A 17655-nucleotide genomic window follows, 5' to 3' on the forward strand; every position below is an offset into this window, starting at 1 on the left:
CTCCTAAGTTTAACTGGTTGTGTTTTTTCTTAATCTATTACTTTTTACAAAAGCTCAAATCCTGCTGTAAAGTGTCTTAATGATGTTATTGGAGCCTCATAAACAAGTTTCATTCCTTTATATTCGTCACGATTTTTATAGATTTCACCAAGTGCATTTGCGATTACATCCATATGGCTGTTGGTATATACTCTTCGTGATAATGCGATCCTCATTGTTTCAATATCTGGCCATATAGGCTCACCAGTCACCGGATTTTTTGAACCAAACGCACATGCCCCAATCTCCACTGCTCTAACTCCAGCTTCTTCATATAGGGCAACTACTAATCTTTGTGATGGGAATTCTGATTGAGGTATATGTGGGAAAAATCTTCTTCCATCTACATATACACCGTGTCCACCTGTCGGTTCAACAATTGGAACACCTTTTTCTAGTAATCTATCACCTAGGTATTTTGCTTGATTAATACGATATTCAAGGTATTGTTCGTCACAACCTTCTTGAAGCCCTACAGCTAGTGCCTCTAAATCACGACCAGCTAATCCACCATATGTAATAAAGCCTTCATGGACAATAGCAAGTTGTTGAGCCTGCTCAAAAATTTCTTTGTTTCTTGTTACAAAAAGTCCACCTATATTTACCATTCCATCTTTCTTTGAACTCATAGTTGCAGTTTCACAGTATGAAAACATTTCTCTCGTAATCTCTTTAATTGATTTATTACGATATCCTTCTTCCCTTTGTTGGATGAAGTAAGCATTTTCTGCTAAACGTGCACTGTCGAGGACAACAGGGATATTATAGTCTTTTGCCAATTGACTTACTTCCCTGATATTTTGCATGGAAACTGGTTGCCCTCCGTTGTTATTACATGTAACTGTAATAATAACAACTGAAATCTGATCGGAGCCTTTTTCTTCTATTAAACACTTCATTTTTTGAACATCAATATTTCCTTTAAACGGGTGGGCTGGGCTTGACGTATCTTTTCCATCATCGATTACATAATCGACTGCCAAGGCACCTAACACCTCAGCATTTCCTCTAAATGTATCAAAGTGCATATTTCCAATCGCGTATTTTCCTTCTCTAGCATAGAGCTTAGCCATAATATAATCTGCTGCTCTTCCTTGGTGCGTTGGTTGAACATAAGGCATACCAAATATATCTTCTACAGATTCTTGTAATTTATAAAAACTTTTTGATCCCGCATAAGATTCATCACCAAGCATAAGTGCGGACCACTGTTCACTGCTCATTGCTGAGGTACCGCTGTCTGTTAAACAATCAATATATACATTTTCTGCTTTAATCTTAAAAACATTATAACCGGCTTCTCTTAACCACTGTTGTCTTTCTTGTTTTGTGTTTTTTTTCACTCTCTCTACCATTTTAATTCTAAAAGGTTCTGCAGTCATAAACTTCATCTCGAGTTCATCCTTTCTCTGAATGGTAATATTTTTTCATCTTGTAAATATTTTATCACGATGAGAAAACGTTTACAATAGTCAAAAAGATTATAATTGTGACAAAAAAATCTCTTTTCTGTAAATATCCAGAAAAGAGATTTCAAAATTATTTTATAGTTTGTTTATATATCGATAAATCGAAGTTTCAGAAGTTTGTAAAACCTTAGCTAATTCTGCCACTGATCCTTTAAGTAAAAAGGTACCCTTCTCATCTAATGTACGAATTAAATCCATTTTTTCATCATGGGATAAACGATCAGGAGGTACATTATATTTTTTCAATGCATCTTGAATCGTATTATTCATTAGGTCTTCGAATGATAAATTAAAGCTTTCATAAAAGTTTTCGCCTTTAAAGGTGAATTGCTCTGAACCGCTAATTAAACGATTTAATGTGGATCGAAGTTCAATTAATTCATCCACCTTATAATTAATAGTCAATATCCCAATTAGCTCGCCTTCTGAATTTTTTATAAAATATGAGGCAGATCTTAATTTATTCCGTTCAGAAGAAAAAGCCCGATAATTCACAATAAATTCTTCTTGTTTAAATAATTCTTGTGAAATAAACCTTTTTTCCATTTCAGGAATAGGGCTTCCTTCCTTTATTCCTGAATTGAATGGATTATAGACAAACTCAATCATTTCTTTTTTTGTATCATATAAGATTAGTTCTGCATCTGTCCCGAGAAATTGACCGAAAAACTTAATTAAAGGTATGTAGCTGCTTAGGTTCTCCATAGATATCTCCCTTCATGTTCTCTATGTTTTATCACGTTTCCTTAAATTGAAAGACATGTTGTAATTTTATATTACCTATAAATGACATTAACTAGCAATATAAAAACTAAAGTTGATACCAGGGTAATCATGATAGAAAGACGTGTCATAATAAAATCTCCTCCCTCATACCTTTTGTAGTAAAAGGAGGGGAAAACATGTTAAACAGAGTGTCAGAACGCTTTTCTCGTGTGATTCAGCGGTATTTGCCAGATGCGTTTGTTATTGCTGTGTTGATGACTTTGTTTGTCTTTGTCTTGGCCATTTTTACGACTCCTGCTGATCCGATGAATTTGTTCCAGTCGTATGGGGATGGTTTTTGGACTTATTTAGCGTTTACGATGCAAATGGTGCTCTTGCTTATGACGGGGATGGTTCTTGCTTCGGTTCCTTTTATCAGGAGAGGGTTGGAAGCGATTTCAGCTAAGGCGAACACGGCAAAGAAAGCCTACCTTTTTACGTTCCTAATCACATCTGCAGCCTACTATATTAACTGGGGATTGGCTGTAATCGTTGGAGCGATTGTGGCTCGTGAGGTGGGAAAACGAAATCAAAATGCCCATTTTCCATTGTTAGTAGCTTGCGCATATGCACCTACTGCACTTTACACGGCTGGACTTTCAAGTTCGATTGGTTTAACGGTTGCAACGGAAAACCATTTCCTTGCCGATGTGATGGGGGTCATTCCAACCTCTGAAACGATTTTTCATCCTGGTACGATTATTATCCTTTTAACTCTCGTTATTACGATGCCTATTTTTATTCTACTAATGGCCCCAACAAAGAACATCATCCCATATACCCCAAAGGAAAAAGAAAGACATACTGCTGAAACGGAAAGTCAGGATTCAAAAACACCTGCTACTATTTTAGAGAACACCCCAGTACTCGGAATTCTAATCGGACTCGTTGGAGTTATTTATACGGTTCTACAATTTGCAAACGGAACGGATATTAATTTAAATCTCATTAATATCCTGTTTTTATCCTTGGGTTTAATTTTTCACCGTTCCCTTAGTCAGTACGGTAAAGCATTTCAGGAAGCAGCTGGTTCTATTTCACCGATCATTCTTCAATTTCCGTTTTATGCGGGAATCATTGCACTTCTTGGAAGCTCAGGGCTTGCGGATCTCATTATTAAAGGGATGACTTCCGTTTCAAGTACGGAGTCATTCGGGGTCTTTACGTATTGGACTGCTGGAGTTGTCAATATGCTTGCCCCATCTGGAGGTGGCCAATGGGCCCTTCAAGGACCGCTTTCAGTCCCGGCTGGGATGGAGCTAGGAGTCAATCCCGGTGTTATTGCCATGGTTGTCGGTTGGGGAGATGCCTGGACGAACCTCATTCAACCGTTCTGGGCACTGCCAATCTTAAGTATCGTCGGACTTCATATTCGTCATATTATGGGCTATTGTATCCTGCTCGCCATTTGGATTGGGATAGTAAGCTCGATTTTGATTTATTTTGTGTATTAATAAAGTAAGTATCCGCCCGTATAATGGGCGGATATGTTTTTGCCCTATAAAAGGGTCCATACCAACGAAGTCCCAGAATTGACCTCAACCATTTCCTGCTTAGAAAATCAAATTACCATCACTTTGCTACAAACCATCTTGGCCCGCCTTCTCTACTGGAAGTATTTTCCTCACAGGAGAATTGTCCTGGTTGCATCATTATTCATCGTAAAACATGAGATTAGGCCTAGTTTTTTCTAAGGACAAGTTCACTTATCGGAATTTTCAAAATGATATAAAATTTAGCATGATACTATTAATCTAGTAAAGGGAGGAAACTCATGAAAAAACTAGTTATCTCGCTTGGACTTACCACAACTCTCGCATTCGGAGCCATTGCAACACCTGAAGTATTCGCAAAACCGGTAGAAGTAACCCAATCTCAGAAGGAGAAGTTCTTTGATCACAAGGTGATTAATCAACTTAATGTAGACAATATTTATAACAATATTGCCTACCTTTCTGAAACACCACGCGTCGCGGGGACTGATGCAGAACACAATGCTGTTCAATACATAAAAGAACAGTTCGAATCCTACGGCTATGAAACTGAAATTCAACCGTTTACCTTCTATGGCTATACTCCTCCAAGTTCAATCGAACTTTCAGTAAATGGCTATGACGGGACCCTCCACCCAAGTTCCTTTACATACACTGTAAATGGACAAATATCCGGTGAACTTGTCTACGCTGGATTAGGGACGGTTGCAGAACTTCAAGACACTGACCTTACTGGTAAAATTGCTCTTATTAAACGTGGCGAGATCTCGTTTGCAGAGAAAGTGTTGAATGCTGCTGAAAAAGGAGCTGCAGGAGTCATTATTTTCAACAATACTTCAGGGGCTTTAAATGGGACTCTTGGAAAAGCGAATGATAACTATGTGCCTGCTGTTGCGTTAACGAAAGCAGAAGGTGATGCACTTTATGAGGCACTAGCAAGTGGAGAAGTTCTTCATACTTCCCTTCAGGTTGAAGGTGCAAGAGCAGGTGAAAGTATTTCTCATAATGTAATCGCAACAAAGAAACCAACGAATAAGAATAAAGATACAAATGATGTAATTGTCGTTGGTGCGCACCACGATTCCGTAGCTGGTGCACCTGGAGCAAACGACGATGCATCGGGAACAGCTATGACACTTGAGTTAGCCCGTGCATTTAAAAACATTCCTACAGATACGGAAATTCGTTTCATAACATTTGGTGCTGAGGAGCTTGGTCTACTTGGCTCTGCACATTATGTAGCAAACTTACCTGAAGACGAACTCAATCGTATTATTGCAAACTTTAATTTAGATATGGTAGGAAGTCGTGATGCTGGTAATTTAACAATGGCTACACTTGATGGGAAACCAAATCTAGTAACTGAGCTTGCCCAAGCATCAAGTACAAGACTGAATGGGGAGCCTACTCCATTTTATGCTGGTGGTAGAAGTGACCATGTTCCATTTGCAGAAGCTGGAATCCCAGCTGCACTATTCATTCACAGTCCATCAGAGCCTTGGTATCATACACCAGAAGACTCACTTGACAAAATAAGTAAAGAAAAACTTCAAGATGTTGCTGAAATCGTAGGTTCTGCCATCTATGATCAAGCTCGTTTTGACAATATGGGACCAAAACCTAAAAAAGGACCTGAAGTTAAAGCAGACCCAGAATTATATCATGAGCAATCCTTAAAGTAAGAAAGCGATAACCAAGCTGTTATCCGTCTAAAGAAAAAGCTGTGACAATTCTAAAAAAATAGATTGTCACAGCTTTTACAATTATATTTGAGCAATGTTTTATTCACCCAATTGCTGAATTTGATCAATTGTATTAGTTACGTTTTGTAACGTTTGAAAAACTTCGCTATTTTCAAAAAGAGCTGGATCTATTTGTCCATTCTCGATATTATCTAATAAAAGGCTGATGCCTGCTTCTGCTTGTTGATTGTGATCAACAATTTGCTGATGAAGGTCTTCAGCCATGCCTGGTGGCTGTAGCTCATTGAAAGTGACCATGTCATCCTGCATTTCCGTAAGCATTGTCTCTAGATCGGCTCTAGCCTGCTCATCCGTAACAGCCTGTTCTGCTAGAGTTGGAGCCTCATTGATAAAAGTACTCACCTCATTGACATAATCCGTTGCCTCATTCACATAGGTTAACGTATTATTTACATCATCAAGGACGGAACAAGCTCCAAGAAAAAGCAATCCAATCAGAGAAAAGGCTAAAAATCGTTTCTTCAAAAAATCCCCTCCGTTTTGCGGCATACTTTATATACGAACCAAAACGCAAAAGGTTTCATTGAAACTTCTCGGAGCCCAATAACATAGCCTCAATTACTAAAAATGATATGAATCATCATAGAGCATCACGTGCTTGCGATTCCCAATTCCATGCCCTTTTACATCCCAAAATGGTAGAAAGTCAACCTTAATATGGTCAATAATAAATGGTTCTTCCACCAAGTTATGATGAACATCATCTTCCCTCTCCGAACCACTGTACTCGACGGCAATATCCAAATCACTTTCCTCCTCAACATATCCGCTAATCCTGCTACCAATAATGGCTACCTTTTTTACTTCTATATCAAGAACTTCCAGTGATTTGTTAATATGGAACATAATGATTGCTGCAAGTTCATCCTTGGAATAATGGCTTAACCCATAAACTTCTAACGTATCCAGAATGACACCTCAATTCTTGCTTTTCAATAGTGTATTTCTTTTTACTATTATGTGTGTCCCGTTCTGGCAGAAATTAAAACAAAGTGATATATACCTATAATTCTTGAAGCTCATTCACTGTGACAAATGTATAGCCCTCTTTTTTAAGCGTTTGGATAATCCCCTCCATTTCTTGGAGGACTTTATCACTATCCTCATACATGGGATGCATCAGGATGATGGATCCAGGGGTTATTTTTTCTTTGACATACTGGATTCTGTCTTTTGTTTCGGTGTAGAAGGTATCTGGTTCAATATTCATGGTGATTGTGTCTTTCTTTTGCTTATACAAATAATAAGGTAATCCGACAAGCTTTTTGCTGTTTGGTGGGCGGAAGTCAATCTCCCCTTCACCCTGCTTCTCGGATCAGTTCATCTGCTTTTTCGATTTCTTCTTTAATAAAAGATGGCGATTTGAAAATCATGCGGTGATGAGAGTATGTATGATTTCCAACCTGATGCCCCGCTTCCACGATTTTCTTTGCCGCTTCCGGATGGTTCTCGATATCTTGTCCAATTAAAAAGAAGGTTGCTTTCACCTCAAATTTTTCCAATAGCGGCAGGATTTCGTTCACATGTTCAGATGTGCCATCATCGAAAGTAAGAGCAACCACCTTTTGATCCGTTTCAACTTGCTGTGTGAGTCCTCCAAATAATTGATATGACCTTGCATTCATTAACTTGTAAGTCCCAAATAAGACAAGAAAAATAAGAAAAATAATTGCACAACTTACCACTAATTTCTTTTTCATAATTTGCTTCCTTTTCATTTTATTGAACTTCTATTATAGTAAAATAAACAGCATAATATAAACCAAAATTTGGAATAGGTGATATATATGTTCAAAAAGTTTGTAAAATCGTTTGTTGAAAAAGGCAATGTGATTCGATTTGAGTTAGATGAGTGGTACAAATGGTACAAGGAACCGGAGAAGTTTCATGAGGCAGTTGTTGATTACCTAACCGAGGAAGGGAAAATTGTTGAAACTCTATCCATCGTAAAAAACATAACAAGCAATAAAGTTTCGGAGTTGCTCATTGATGGAGTGAAATATGAACTGACGGTTCTCTCTGGAAATGTAGGGGCAACTGTGCAAACGGTTGTATTAAGGAGTATCGATTAAGAAGGGATACTGGAGTGTCCTTGCTTTTTTTCAGGAACTGAACCTAAAAAAGAAGCATACCGAATTCGGCATGCCTCTTTGTTGTTAATGGCTATTAAGCTTTTCTAACGTTAGATGCTTGTGGACCACGTTGTCCTTGTTCAACATCAAATGTTACACTTTGACCTTCGTCTAAAGATTTGAAGCCTTCGCCTTGGATTGCTGAGAAGTGTACGAATACATCGTCTCCACCTTCGCGCTCGATGAATCCAAAACCTTTTTCTGCATTAAACCACTTAACTTTACCTTGTTCCATATTAATTTGCCTCCTAGTGTGACCATCCACACATGTGTTACTATCTTGTTCAAATACCTTAGACGAAAAACAAAATTACATTCTTAATCTGAAAAAGAACAAAGATAATTCTTCTTAAGAATAACAGATGTTATCCTAAATAGCAAATAATAATTTAGGTAAAACAAAAATGCCTCCTTTTGGACTACAGGGACGGGTGCTTGTGGCTTCAATTTTTTAGAAACCACAAGAACCGTCACAGGTTCCTAATATACTCTAAATGAAGTAGAAGCTGTGCTGCTCGAATATCCGCTCTTTGATGCAGTTGCATCCAATCTATAGGTTCCCGTTGCTGTTGAATAGGTTGTGCCGATTGACCAAGTAGCTACACCCGATGAGTTTGTTGTTGCCGAAGATGTAACTGTTGTGCCATTTGGTCGTGTAATTTTGAAGTTTACGGTTGCATTGGCAACGGCCGCCCCATTCGAATCTTTTACGGTACTTGTCACATAAACTGTTTCCCCACGATAATAATAACTGTAATTCGTTGATACGGTAGTGACGGTTTCCGTCGAGGATGGTGGTGGAGGTGTTGTTCCTCCTCCAGATGCGGCAACAACTGCTGCATGAGCATCCACAATTCCATAACCGTATTGGGTAAAGCTACCAGCCGCTTGGGCTGTATCGCGTAAAATTTGTCTAGCTTGTGAGACTGAAATGTTCGGATTTGCCGCTCGTATTAAGCCCGCTACCCCTGCGACATGCGGTGTCGCCATTGATGTTCCGGATAAAGTCGCATATCGACTATTCGGATAGGTACTATAGATATTTGAGCCCGGCGCCATTAGCTCTAGACCAGATCCATAGTTTGAAAAGTTTGAACGAGTTTTGCTTGATGTTACGGATCCTACCGCGATTACACTACTGTAGGCAGCTGGATAGGAAATACTTGATGCGCCATCATTTCCAGAAGCCGCTACGACAATCGTCCCTTGTGCCGTCGCTGTTTGAACCGCCTCATCCATGCTTTGATTATATCCACCGCCGCCTAACGACATATTAATTACATCTGCAGCAATATCAGCAGCGTATAAAATACCCTGTGTAATCCCATACAAAGATCCGGAACCATCGTCACCCAGAACCTTAACCGGTATGAGGGTTGCATTCTGCATCACTCCGGAAACCGAGCCATAGCTTGCAATCGTTCCTGCCACGTGAGTTCCATGGCCTTGAACATCCATCGTGGTTCCACCTACAAAACTCCTGCCTAAGTTCGTGTTCACGAAATTGGCCAGACTTGGGTGGTTATGATCGATCCCTGTATCCAATACGGCCACCTTCACGGCACTTGATCCATTTGTTACCGTCCAAGCTTGTGGTGCTTTAATCATATCGTAATGCCATTTTTGATTTTGGTGAACAGCCTGGATTGTCGCTGTTCCTTCAATAGCCATCATCTTATAGTTTTCAGAAATATACCTGACTTTGAAACCAAGATTCAGGAGTTCTTTTCGTAATTCATTTTTTGCTAGAGTACTAGATTTGAAATTGTCCGGGGAGTATTTTACTAGGTAGACTAAGCCCATTTTCTCGACTACTTTTTTGTTGAAACTTTTGCTTAGGAGTGGTTTGACTGAAGTATCTTCTGCATGGAGTGTATCAATGATTGAGAATCCTTTCGCTTTTAGCACATCTTCCTGCCCTTTAAGTGTATCTGCACTATGAATGGTGAGATCAGCATTTCCCTTTTGTTTCGGTTCAACCGAAACGATCAGTTCGCCTTCAACAAAATCTTGGTTACCTTTCCCTACTTCCGGCTGATTAGCAAATGTTACCCCTGCAAACATGGATAAAACGAGTAAAAGAGTAATCGAAATACTAACTATTTTCTTCATCCACATACCTCCTTTTTGTTTGGTAAAACACGTTAGCCAATCGCACGCTCCCTTCTATGTATCGTATCTACAGTTAAAAAGTAAGAAAGACATTTTAAGGCCTTACTTACTTTGACTGTCGGAAATTATGTATTTTTAACAAATTTGTAAAATGTAGCGCTGGAAAAGGTGCAGTGAGCTCTGCCCTCCATTACACTACAATTTTTCAATTACGAACGTCAATATCATTTTCAATATTCAGTTATTTATAACCACAAAGTTTTTACCGTCCCAAATTCAAACAAGCCAAAATATCTAGCCCTGCTAGTATGATAGTCTTTCATATGCATTCACCGCTTTTGTGCGTTAAATAGACATAACAGGTACTTCCCAAAAGAAGTACCTGTTTCGGCATATTTCCAGTTTAATGAGATCATTATTATATATAATTTCCTCTATCTGTGGAATAGGGAACCTGTCCCTCTGTCCCAGTTGAAGATCCAGTTTTGGGATATCATTTGTTTAAGGGTGAGAGCTTGATCTTCATTGAGTTTTAGGTTTTCAATACTTGTTTCTGTGAGTTGATAGTCTTTGTCTTTCTCTTTTCCGAATCGGAGTTTGATAAGATTTTGTAGCCCTTTAAATGTTACATATTTTACCTTGTAGCCATCCAACAGGATTGATTGAAATGAATTTATATCCTCTTCGGCAAATTTCAGTAAGTCATTAAAATCAAAGTGCTCATGCAAATCCTTCCACACATCCACATTGCCCTGCTTTATCTGAGTAAGTATTTCTTGATTGGAAATACCGTTACTGCGGAGGGTTTCAATCATATACGCATCCATTAATGTAATTTTTTGTAATTCCACCAGAATTCCCCCTATTCTTTTCTATTTGTTAAGCCCATTATGGAAAGGAAACCTGTCCTTCCGTCAATTATTTATTTGTGACAAGTTGTTTGTTTTCCACGTTCATTGGATAGAAACATGAGACGAGATGTCTATTGTCTCCATCAGTAGCTTCCAAGGCTGGTACGTCTTTTTTACAGGCATCCGTAGCAAAAGGACATCTAGTATGGAAAACACAACCTGTTGGTGGGTTACTCGGAGAAGGAAGTTCTCCCTTTAACACGATTCGCTGACGCACTTTTTCTTTTTCCGGATCTGGCAATGGAATCGCTGAGAGCAAGGCATTGGTGTACGGATGTCGTGCATCCTTGTAAAAAGATTCACTATCGGATATTTCCATCACTTTTCCTAGGTACATGACTGCCACCTTATCAGCAATATGCTTTATGACTGATAAATCATGGGCAATAAAGACATATGTTAACCCGAGTTCTTTCTGTAAATCTTCCAGCAAATTGATAACCTGTGCTTGTACCGATACATCTAGTGCACTAACTGGCTCATCAAGGACTATCAATTTTGGATTGAGTGCAAGCGCGCGAGCAATCCCAATTCGCTGACGCTGACCACCGGAAAATTGATGGGGTAATTTATGGTAGTCATCTGCTTTTAAACCAACGAGATCCATCAACTCTACTACTCGACGTTCCAAATTATCTGTCATTCGATATGCTTTTAGTGGGGCTGCAATAATATCGCCGGCCTTCATCCTAGGGTTTAAACTAGTAAATGGATCCTGGAACACCATTTGAATATCTCTTCTAAGTTGGTGCATTTGCTTGTGGTTATAGTTAAGGATGCTTTCACCCTCAAACAAAATATCACCAGACGTTGGCTTTAGGAGCCCAAGGATTGTTCGAGCAAGGGTGCTCTTACCACAACCAGACTCGCCAACAATTCCAAGAGTTTCCCCTTGATTTACTGTTAAATTCACTCCATTAACAGCCTTAACATCATTTTTCGTTCGACTGAACATTCCTCCCTTAACAGGAAAATGCATGTTCAAATCACGTATTTCAAGTAGTGGTTTAGTCATGAATCAGAACACTCCTTTTTTCTTTGGAAATTCTGAACTGTTCCTTCTTTTCTTCAAATTCCTGTTGCGTCAAGATACAAGCCGCCAAATGGTCTTTCCCTCTTACGGTTAACTCTGGATCTACTTCTAAACATTTTTCGGTCGCAAATGGACAACGCGGATGAAAATTGCATCCTTTAGGCGGAGACACTAGGTTTGGTGGCTGTCCTTCAATATTGATGAGGCGCTCATGTGCCGTGGCATCTAAACGAGGCAACGAGCGTAGCAGCGACCAAGTATATGGCATCGACGGATGGTAGAAAATATCGTTAACGAAGCCTTCCTCCACAATCCGACCCGAATACATGACCAAAACCTTATCAGCCATTTGCGAAACTACCCCTAAATCATGAGTAATGATAATGATAGCAGTCCCATATTTCCTTTGGATATCTCTCATTAATTCCAATATTTGCGCTTGAATCGTTACATCCAAAGCAGTCGTCGGTTCATCTGCAATTAATAATTTCGGATTACAGGCCAGGGCAATAGCAATAAGTACTCGCTGTCTCATACCTCCGGAAAATTGATGAGGATAATCATGCATCCTCGCTTGCGCATCCGGAATACCAACATCTTTTAATAACTCAATCGCACGAGCTTTCGCTTTAGAACGAGTCATCTTTTGATGAGTCAAGATAGCTTCCACCAGTTGATCACCAATTTTAAAGACAGGGTTTAAACTAGACATCGGATCCTGGAAAATCATTGCAATCTCATTTCCGCGAATTTTTCGAAGTTCCTTTTCCGAAAGTTTTAGCAGATTTTTTCCTTCGAATAAAATCTCTCCTTCCGGATAAAAGGCAGGCGGTTTTGGGTTTAACTGCATGATTGAATGGGCTAATACGCTCTTCCCACTACCAGATTCCCCAACAATCGCAACCGTTTGTCCAGATTCCACGGTAAACGAAACACCATCTACCGCTCGAACAATTCCTGCATCGGTATCAATTTGAGTCTTTAGGTTTTTTACTTCCAGCATTGTTAAGTGTCCTCCTTTTCTTCTAGGCTGCTTCAATCTGTTTATTCGTCCGACGTTTCTTCCTTTTCCCCATACCTTTTGCATGTGGATCAAAGGCATCTCTTAATCCATCACCAAGCAAATTTAAGGCAAGGACTGTGATAACAATAGATACCCCAGGAAAAATTGAGAACCAAGGGGCAATCGAAATATAGATTTGCGACTCCTGAAGCATATTTCCCCATGTTGGTGTAGAAGGTTCAACACCGACACCTAAAAAGCTCAATGCCGCTTCTGCCAAAATGGCTTTAGCAAAAATAAACGTTCCTTGGACAATGATAGGTGAAAGTACATTTGGCAACACATAGCGAGTCAAGATTACTAGGTCACTAACCCCCGAGGTTTTTGCAGCTTCAATGTATTGAATGGAATTGATTTGCAAAACAGCCGAACGGACAATCCTTGTCATAACAGGAAAAAACGAGAAGGATAACGCAATGATGATATTCGTCACACTTCCCCCAAGTGCAGCCACTAACGCCAGTGCTAACAGCAGTGATGGAAATGCGAGCATTCCATCTATAATACGCATAATTAGAAAGTCAGCTTTTTTATAATAACCAGCTATCAATCCGGTAATTGTTCCTAATACAGTAGAAATCAGGGCTACGGTTAAACCAACAAGTAAGGAAATTCGTGCAGCCACTACGGTTTGCCCAAATATATCTCTCCCAAAATGATCCGTACCAAACCAATGCTCTCCAGATGGAGCCAGTAACCGCTGCGCGGAATCCATTTTAGATGGCGAAATGGGTAGCCACCACGATGCTGTGAGTGTCCCAATCGTAAGTAACACTAGTACCCCTAAAGCTATCAGATTTCGTTTTTTCTTAAACATACGAAAATCCCCTTTTTTCATTTTTGAAATCACTCTTCTCAGTCATATCGAATTCTCGGATCTAAGAAAGCATATAAAAGGTCGATGAGTAGATTCACAATAACATAGACCACGGCAATGAACAGGACAACCCCTTGTATAACCGGATAATCTCTTCGGTAAATGGAGTCAATTAAAAGTTGACCAATACCTGGAATGGTGAACATTGTTTCGATAATAACCGTTCCCCCAAGCAAACCAGCTATCGTTACACCGATAACGGTTGTTGTTGGGATGAGAGCATTGGAAAAGACATGCTTCATTAAAACAATGCCCTCTCTTACACCTTTCGCACGGGCGGTTTTCGTATAATCTTGATTAACTGACTCCAGCATGCCATCCCGAAGCATCCTTGCGATGAGTCCAATTTCTACCGCTGCAAGGACAAATGCCGGTAAAACTAAATGATAAATCCAGTCTACAAAGCCTTCTGCAATCGGTACATATCCAGCCACTGGAAAAATAGGAACTGCTACCCCAAGTCCTAAGACCAATAATAACGCGAACCAAAATTCCGGAATGGACGTTCCAACAAGAGAAAAAGAAGTAAACAACGGATCCAGAAAGGTATTTCGGCGCCAAACTACAAAAATAGCTGTTGGGATTGCAATGATTAAGGCAATCGTCATGGAAGTAATCATTAAACTAAATGTCGGACCAATCCGATCCTTAATTACGTCTGTAACTGGTTCAGAGGAATAAATAGACTGACCAAGATCTCCCATAAGAATATTTTTAATCCAATCAACAAATTGCAACGCCATTGGTTTATTTAACCCCATTTGTTCTTCTAGCTGCGCAACCGCTTCTGGTGAGCTATCTTCACCGAGGATGAGATAGGCAGGGTTTCCTGGAGTAAGGTGGACGATCAGAAAGACAATCACACTAACAATGAACATAACGGGAATGATTGAAATAAATCTGCGTATTGTGTATTGCAGCAATGTTTTCCCCTCCTCTAATTCTATTAATAAGCTTAAAAAGGGAAGTCACGTCATAACACTCCCTGACACGACTTCCCACTTTGACACTAACTATTTATTGATTCTTCCATGTATTCCAGAATCGTTGGCCAACCCAATTATCGTAGACTGGTATTTTTTCACTCTTAATATCTAATTTTGTTTCATTTGCAATTTTTATAAATGGAAGCTCATCATTTACAGTTTGGTTCATGTCTGCTAATATCTCTTTTCTTTCCTCTGGAGATGCAGTTACACCCCATGTATTAAGGAGACTACCCCAACGTTCACTAGTGTACCAACCACTGCTTGCTGTATCCATTACTAGCATACCTAATTCACTAGGTGAGAAACGGGTAGACCATCCAACAACAACTAAATCCCAGTTTTTTGGATCTTGCCATTTTTCAAGATATGTTGCCCATTCATATGGAACTAACTCTACCGAAAAACCAATTTCTTCCATTTGTTGCTTCATCATTTGTGAGATTCGCTTATACGTATCTGAATCATTTGAGAACATGATTTTAACTGGTTCTCCATTGTAATCAGACTCTTCTAGTAATTGCTTTGCCTTCTCTTTGTCATATGTTAAATAGTCATCGAAACCTTGATCACTATATAGTTCTGTTTGTTCTGGATCAAATAATGCACCATCTAGTAGGTAAAAGTCCGGATTCCCATAAGTTGATTCAGCAATAGCTTTTTTATCTAAGACAAGATTCAATGCCTGACGAACTTTTAAGTCATTAAATGGTGGTTCCGATTTATCCGGAGTCGTAACTGTATATCCATTAATATACGTTACTGGATCAATATTTGGAGTCGTTTCAACTACCTCATACAAGTCAGTAGGAATCGACTGCGCGTAATCATAAATTTCCGTTTTCAGACCATTGATCATGACTTGCGGATCTTTTACAATTAAAAACTTAATTTCATCAAAATATGCGGTCTTTTTACCTGTTACTCCACCCCAATCTTCTTCCTCACGGGCAGAATAATCTTCAAAGCGAGTTAGAACAATTTCTTTGCCTCGTTCCCATTTTTCAAATTGGAAAGGACCAGTTCCAATGAACTGTTCTGTTGTCAGTGGCTTTTCACCGGCTGCTTCTGCAATTTCTTTTGGAATAACCATTAGCGCTGATTTCGGTGCTGCCATATCAGACATTAAAGAGCTGTAAACTTGGTTTAGTTTGACTTCTACAGTTAACTCATCTAGTGCCTTCACAGATTCAATGTAATTATACGTATTCTTCCCTACAGAAGAAACTTTCCCCCAGCGTTCAAATGATGCTACAACATCTTCAGCCGCAACTGTTGATCCATCATGGAAATTTACACCTTCACGAATTTTGATCGTATATACCTTTTGGTCATCACTAACATCGTAGTTCTCAGCAACCATTGGTTTTACTTGGTAATCTTTATCAAGTGCAAATATGTTTTCAAAAATATGCCAAGCAATATCTCTTGTTGGCGATGAACCGTTAGACATCCAGTCAAGTGTATCTGGTTCTGAAGCATAAGCAACTTTCAATGTCCCGCCTTTTACCGGTTCCGCAGCTGCTTTGTCTTTTTCACCAGTACTCTTAGCACTTCCTGCATCGTCCTGGTTACCACAGCCGAATAATAATACTGTTAATAATAGAGCAATTAATAACTGAAAGCTTCTTTTCATCTGTATGTTTTCCTCTCTAATTGAAAGATTTATAGTTTGCTAGTTTTTAAAATAAGTAATGGGATACGATTTTCACGAAAGATTTAGAGATGTTAACCAATGCTCTTTCATCAAAATCAAATCTTGGATGATGATGTGGATAATGGGTAGCTTCATCTTCATTTTGAGAACCGACATTAAAAAATGTTCCCGGTCTTTCCTTTAGAAAATAAGCAAAATCTTCAGCTCCCATTGTTGGTGTTTTCTCGACAACATTCTGTTCGGAAAATACTTCTGACAAAAGTCCTCTCACTGTATCCGTTTCTTTTTTATGATTATAAAGAGCTGGATACCCTCGTAGGTAATCAATGTCATAGTTTGCATGATAGGCACTCGTTATTCCTTTAACAATGTTGTTAATCTCGGCCTCCACTTGGTCACGAACGTCTTCATCAAATGTACGAACGGTTCCTTCGATTTTCGCAGTATCTGGAATAACATTAAAGGCACTGCCAGCATGGAAGACACCGATTGTAACAACAGCTGATTTCAGTGGATCTATACTTCGGCTTACGATTTTTTGTAACCCCTCCACGACACTGCTTCCAATTACAAGTGAATCAACTGTTTGATGTGGTCTTGCACCATGACCACCACGGCCTTTAATCGTAATCTCGAATTTATCAACCGCAGCCATTTGATATCCTTCCCCAACTGCGACCTTTCCTAGTGGAATATCGGAAGCGAGATGGGCTCCAAACACATAATCTACTTCATCTAGAATACCTTGCTCAATCATAAACTTCGCCCCGCCTGGAGGTTTTTCTTCAGCTGGTTGGAAGACAAAAACGATTGTACCTTTTATTTTTTCACGGTATTTACTAAGCGTGCGCGCTGTACCTAATAAAGCAGAGGTATGTCCATCATGCCCACACGCATGCATCACCCCAGGTTTCGTAGATTTATAGGGCACCTCTTTTTCATCTTCAATTGGCAGGGCATCAAAATCAGCTCTAAGGGCGATGGTTTTCCCCGGTTCATCCCCTCTTAAGATAGCAACAAGCCCATTTCCACCAATTTGCGTCTGTACCTCTAAGCCAAAACTCACCAACTTCTCCTCGATATATTTGGCAGTATGTACTTCTTCAAATGAAAGCTCTGGATGCTGATGCATGTATCTTCTCCAGTTCGTCATATCTTCAAAACTATTATCTAACTCAGCAAAAATAGCTGATAAACTTTCATTTTTCAGTGCTTGGCTCATTCCTAACCCTCATTTCTATTTGAATCAAAAACTTCCAATTCATTTTAATCCCATAAATCCCATATGTCAACTAGGTTATCTCGGGATTAGAAAAAAGCAGGTGCTACCCTGCTTTTCAACACTTTCTAACTAT

General features: G+C 39.4%; 16 protein-coding genes and 1 pseudogene. 3 read left to right on the forward strand and 14 right to left on the reverse strand.

Going from position 1 to position 17655, the window contains the following annotated elements:
- Positions 1-44: 44 nt before the first annotated feature.
- Positions 45-1430, reverse strand: coding sequence for a tryptophanase (locus V7138_RS23605; protein ID WP_335402293.1), 1386 nt, complete (start codon positions 1428-1430; stop codon positions 45-47).
- 153 nt (positions 1431-1583) lie between these two features.
- Positions 1584-2213, reverse strand: a complete 630-nt coding sequence (locus tag V7138_RS23610) for a helix-turn-helix transcriptional regulator (RefSeq protein WP_335402295.1) — start codon at positions 2211-2213, stop codon at positions 1584-1586.
- Between the two features lie 197 nt (positions 2214-2410).
- On the opposite strand from V7138_RS23610, the gene V7138_RS23615 reads away from it, so the two are divergent.
- Both V7138_RS23615 and V7138_RS23620 read left to right on the forward strand, forming a co-directional pair.
- Positions 2411-3727 carry a short-chain fatty acid transporter gene (locus V7138_RS23615; RefSeq protein ID WP_335402296.1) on the forward strand — a complete coding sequence of 439 codons (1317 nt, stop codon included), beginning with the start codon at positions 2411-2413 and terminating at the stop codon, positions 3725-3727.
- Between the two features lie 320 nt (positions 3728-4047).
- Positions 4048-5448 (forward strand): M20/M25/M40 family metallo-hydrolase, encoded by a 1401-nt coding sequence (locus V7138_RS23620; protein WP_335402298.1) that lies wholly within the window; start codon positions 4048-4050, stop codon positions 5446-5448.
- Positions 5449-5547: 99 nt separating this feature from the next.
- On the opposite strand, the gene V7138_RS23625 is transcribed toward V7138_RS23620, so the two are convergent.
- From V7138_RS23625 to V7138_RS23635, 3 genes and pseudogenes are all read right to left on the reverse strand, one after another.
- Complete coding sequence (locus V7138_RS23625) at positions 5548-5994, reverse strand: DUF6376 family protein (protein WP_335402299.1); 447 nt, start codon at positions 5992-5994, stop codon at positions 5548-5550.
- Positions 5995-6090: 96 nt separating this feature from the next.
- Positions 6091-6375, reverse strand: a complete 285-nt coding sequence (locus V7138_RS23630; RefSeq protein ID WP_335402301.1) for a nucleotidyltransferase domain-containing protein — start codon at positions 6373-6375, stop codon at positions 6091-6093.
- 157 nt (positions 6376-6532) lie between these two features.
- Positions 6533-7229 (reverse strand): annotated as a pseudogene (locus tag V7138_RS23635) (polysaccharide deacetylase family protein).
- Between the two features lie 87 nt (positions 7230-7316).
- On the opposite strand from V7138_RS23635, the gene V7138_RS23640 reads away from it, so the two are divergent.
- The gene (locus V7138_RS23640; protein WP_335402303.1) at positions 7317-7601 is read left to right on the forward strand and encodes a hypothetical protein; all 285 of its coding nucleotides are present in this window, start codon (positions 7317-7319) and stop codon (positions 7599-7601) included.
- A gap of 94 nt (positions 7602-7695) precedes the next feature.
- Here the strand turns inward: V7138_RS23640 and V7138_RS23645 are convergent, their stop codons facing one another.
- The 9 genes from V7138_RS23645 to V7138_RS23685 all read right to left on the reverse strand — a co-directional run bounded on the left by V7138_RS23645 (position 7696) and on the right by V7138_RS23685 (position 17522).
- The gene (locus tag V7138_RS23645; RefSeq protein WP_077617474.1) at positions 7696-7896 is read right to left on the reverse strand and encodes a cold-shock protein; all 201 of its coding nucleotides are present in this window, start codon (positions 7894-7896) and stop codon (positions 7696-7698) included.
- 245 nt (positions 7897-8141) lie between these two features.
- Positions 8142-9773: a S8 family peptidase gene (locus V7138_RS23650; protein ID WP_335402305.1), complete on the reverse strand. Its 1632-nt coding sequence runs from the start codon at positions 9771-9773 to the stop codon at positions 8142-8144.
- 434 nt (positions 9774-10207) lie between these two features.
- Entirely contained in the window at positions 10208-10624 is a 417-nt protein-coding gene (locus V7138_RS23655; protein WP_335402307.1) for a hypothetical protein, read from the reverse strand.
- 67 nt (positions 10625-10691) lie between these two features.
- Positions 10692-11699: an ABC transporter ATP-binding protein gene (locus tag V7138_RS23660; RefSeq protein WP_335402309.1), complete on the reverse strand. Its 1008-nt coding sequence runs from the start codon at positions 11697-11699 to the stop codon at positions 10692-10694.
- Positions 11692-12720: an ABC transporter ATP-binding protein gene (locus tag V7138_RS23665; protein WP_335402311.1), complete on the reverse strand. Its 1029-nt coding sequence runs from the start codon at positions 12718-12720 to the stop codon at positions 11692-11694. The genes V7138_RS23660 and V7138_RS23665 overlap by 8 nt, the downstream gene beginning before the upstream one ends.
- Before the next feature lie 22 nt (positions 12721-12742).
- A complete protein-coding gene (locus tag V7138_RS23670) occupies positions 12743-13597 on the reverse strand; it encodes an ABC transporter permease (protein WP_335402313.1) in 855 nt (284 codons plus the stop codon).
- A gap of 38 nt (positions 13598-13635) precedes the next feature.
- Positions 13636-14580: an ABC transporter permease gene (locus V7138_RS23675; RefSeq protein ID WP_335402315.1), complete on the reverse strand. Its 945-nt coding sequence runs from the start codon at positions 14578-14580 to the stop codon at positions 13636-13638.
- Between the two features lie 94 nt (positions 14581-14674).
- Entirely contained in the window at positions 14675-16279 is a 1605-nt protein-coding gene (locus tag V7138_RS23680) for an ABC transporter substrate-binding protein (protein WP_335402317.1), read from the reverse strand.
- Between the two features lie 46 nt (positions 16280-16325).
- Complete coding sequence (locus V7138_RS23685; RefSeq protein ID WP_335402318.1) at positions 16326-17522, reverse strand: M20 metallopeptidase family protein; 1197 nt, start codon at positions 17520-17522, stop codon at positions 16326-16328.
- Positions 17523-17655: the final 133 nt, after the last annotated feature.

This window comes from Bacillus sp. JJ1533 (genome assembly GCF_036965045.1).
In the GTDB taxonomy this organism is placed as follows: domain Bacteria; phylum Bacillota; class Bacilli; order Bacillales; family Bacillaceae_L; genus Ferdinandcohnia.

What these genes read in the sequence shown, in the direction of transcription:
- V7138_RS23680 (WP_335402317.1), bottom strand. Translation starts at nt 16,279, where the DNA reads ATGAAAAGAAGCTTTCAGTTATTAATTGCTCTATTATTAACAGTATTA.
- V7138_RS23645 (WP_077617474.1), bottom strand. Translation starts at nt 7,896, where the DNA reads ATGGAACAAGGTAAAGTTAAGTGGTTTAATGCAGAAAAAGGTTTTGGA.
- V7138_RS23615 (WP_335402296.1), top strand. Translation starts at nt 2,411, where the DNA reads ATGTTAAACAGAGTGTCAGAACGCTTTTCTCGTGTGATTCAGCGGTAT.
- V7138_RS23630 (WP_335402301.1), bottom strand. Translation starts at nt 6,375, where the DNA reads ATGTTCCATATTAACAAATCACTGGAAGTTCTTGATATAGAAGTAAAA.
- V7138_RS23605 (WP_335402293.1), bottom strand. Translation starts at nt 1,430, where the DNA reads ATGAAGTTTATGACTGCAGAACCTTTTAGAATTAAAATGGTAGAGAGA.
- V7138_RS23665 (WP_335402311.1), bottom strand. Translation starts at nt 12,720, where the DNA reads ATGCTGGAAGTAAAAAACCTAAAGACTCAAATTGATACCGATGCAGGA.
- V7138_RS23685 (WP_335402318.1), bottom strand. Translation starts at nt 17,522, where the DNA reads ATGAGCCAAGCACTGAAAAATGAAAGTTTATCAGCTATTTTTGCTGAG.
- V7138_RS23640 (WP_335402303.1), top strand. Translation starts at nt 7,317, where the DNA reads ATGTTCAAAAAGTTTGTAAAATCGTTTGTTGAAAAAGGCAATGTGATT.
- V7138_RS23620 (WP_335402298.1), top strand. Translation starts at nt 4,048, where the DNA reads ATGAAAAAACTAGTTATCTCGCTTGGACTTACCACAACTCTCGCATTC.
- V7138_RS23610 (WP_335402295.1), bottom strand. Translation starts at nt 2,213, where the DNA reads ATGGAGAACCTAAGCAGCTACATACCTTTAATTAAGTTTTTCGGTCAA.
- V7138_RS23650 (WP_335402305.1), bottom strand. Translation starts at nt 9,773, where the DNA reads ATGAAGAAAATAGTTAGTATTTCGATTACTCTTTTACTCGTTTTATCC.
- V7138_RS23660 (WP_335402309.1), bottom strand. Translation starts at nt 11,699, where the DNA reads ATGACTAAACCACTACTTGAAATACGTGATTTGAACATGCATTTTCCT.
- V7138_RS23670 (WP_335402313.1), bottom strand. Translation starts at nt 13,597, where the DNA reads ATGTTTAAGAAAAAACGAAATCTGATAGCTTTAGGGGTACTAGTGTTA.